Annotated in this window: 1 protein-coding gene; it reads left to right on the forward strand. The window is 38.0% G+C overall.

Annotated features, from left to right (window positions below; all coding sequences use genetic code 11):
* Nucleotides 1-182 precede the first annotated feature (182 nt).
* Nucleotides 183-2,102: a methyl-accepting chemotaxis protein gene (locus H5072_RS17670; protein WP_182694296.1), complete on the forward strand. Its 1,920-nt coding sequence runs from the start codon at nucleotides 183-185 to the stop codon at nucleotides 2,100-2,102.
* Nucleotides 2,103-2,120 lie beyond the last annotated feature (18 nt).

The following is a 2,120-nucleotide window of genomic DNA, read 5'->3' on the forward strand; positions in this document are numbered from 1 at the left end:
TAAATGTTTCGCTTGTTAGAAACCAAGCCCATATGCTTTGCTTATGAGCTTTTTTATGCATATTCATAAAATTTTAACCATAACACGCTACCTTCTATTCATTTCACAGTAGGCAATATCTATCTCTAAATAAATAATGTGCTAGTATAGTCCTCTACTCAGTTGTAAAATTAATTAATATCATGACGATACAAAACCTTTCTATTACTCAAAAAATCACAGCTTTAGGCAGTGTTATTGCTATATGCGTAGCGGCACTGATTGGCTTGACCTCTTTATACAGCTCTAAAGACATAATTGAGCAACGTATGATCGAGTCAGAGCTACCTAGTAAACTGCAAACAATCAGTAATCATATAGGCGGTGAAATTAATGAGTTACTTGGTGCTGCTCAGCAACTATCATCAAACGAATTTGTTTTACAGTGGGCTCAGTCTAGTAATCAAGACGACACCTTATTATTAAAAGAATTAAATCGTGTTGCCCAGCAATACGATTTAGCAACAGCATCTTGGGCAAATAGAGACACTGCACAGTACTGGAACCAAAATGGTTTTTTGCGTGTGTTAAAAAATGATACAGCTGATGGCTGGTTTTTTGCGTTCAAACAATCAAAACAACCTTATTCTATCAGTATTTATCAAGAGTCAGCCAATGATGTGAAAATGTTTGTAAATCATCAGCAAGCTAATGGTACTGGTTTAGCAGGTCTTGCAAAAAGCATCACTGATATGCAAAAGCTATTACAGCAATTTAAAATTGAGCAAACAGGTTTTGTATTTATTGCAGATAAAAATGGATTAATTCAACTTCATAAAGATGCCAATAAAGTAGCAAAAGCAAATATTGACGATTTATATACTGCAAATATTCACAGCCAACTATTTAATAGTAATGGCTTTGCACTAGAAGAAATTAACTTAAATGGCGAACCAACTCTTATAGCTGCAACCCCAATTAAAAACACTGACTTATATGTTGTAGCTCAAGTACCAAAAAGTGAAGTATTCGCAAGTGTAAACACCCTACAATGGCAAATATTTACTTTTACAGTAATCACCGCGTTAGTTGCTAGCTTGATTAGTTACTTACTTGCTCGCTCTCTTTCATCTCCACTTTCTAAAATGGCTGAGTTATTTTCACGCTTAGGCTCTGGCGATGCAAACTTAGCGTACCGCTTACCAGAATCAAGCCAACCAGAGCTCAACAATTTAAGTAATGGCTTTAACCAGTTTATAAATAAAATAGAAACAGCGATTACTCAAGTTGCCAGTGAAAGCCACGATATTCGCCAAAGTTCTGATCATGTATTTGAACAGGCAAAACGAAACTCGCAAGCAATTGATAATCAAAAAGAGCAAACAATATCTGTCGCAGCAGCTATCAACGAAATGGGCGCTACAGTGCAAGAAATAGCACAAAGCGCAGCGAATACAGCTAAGTTAACCGATAACAGCCGTGAGAACACCATTCAAAGCCACAAACAAGTATTACAAAGCCAGGCAACTATCTCAGCCCTAGCTAGCGATATTGATGGCATAACAGAGCAAGTTACTTTGCTTTCTAAAAAAACGGTTGATATAGCAAGTATTGTGGATTCAATTAGAGGGATATCGGATCAGACTAATCTACTTGCTTTAAACGCGGCAATTGAATCTGCTCGCGCAGGTGAGCACGGCCGAGGCTTTGCTGTTGTTGCTGATGAAGTACGCGCTCTGGCAAACCGTACATCGCAATCAACCACCGAAATTCAATCTATGATTGAAGAGCTTACAAGAATATCTGATGATGTAGTTAACGATATTAGCCAATCAAAAGATAAAGCGCAGCAAAGCGTTGGAGCCATGCAAAGCTCAGTAGAATTACTCGATGCGATAGCCGAAACAGCTAATCAAATAAACGATATGGCTACGCTTATTGCAACTGCAACTGAGCAGCAAAGTAATGTGGTTGCTGATGTAGGTCGTAACATAGAGCAAATAAGTGAAATTAGCGATAAAGCAATGAGCGAGCAAATCAATACAGAGCAAGCTATTCGTGACTTGGCAAACAGCGCTCAAACACTCGATGCACTTGTCGCTACCTTTGAAAAACATCGCTAAGCAGCTATAACTGCTATA

This window comes from Pseudoalteromonas sp. SR45-5 (assembly GCF_014163565.1).
Classification (GTDB): Bacteria; Pseudomonadota; Gammaproteobacteria; order Enterobacterales; family Alteromonadaceae; genus Pseudoalteromonas; species Pseudoalteromonas distincta.

Bases quoted from the DNA above. Each gene is read 5' to 3' on its own strand.
- H5072_RS17670 (WP_182694296.1), top strand. From the start codon at position 183: ATGACGATACAAAACCTTTCTATTACTCAAAAAATCACAGCTTTAGGC.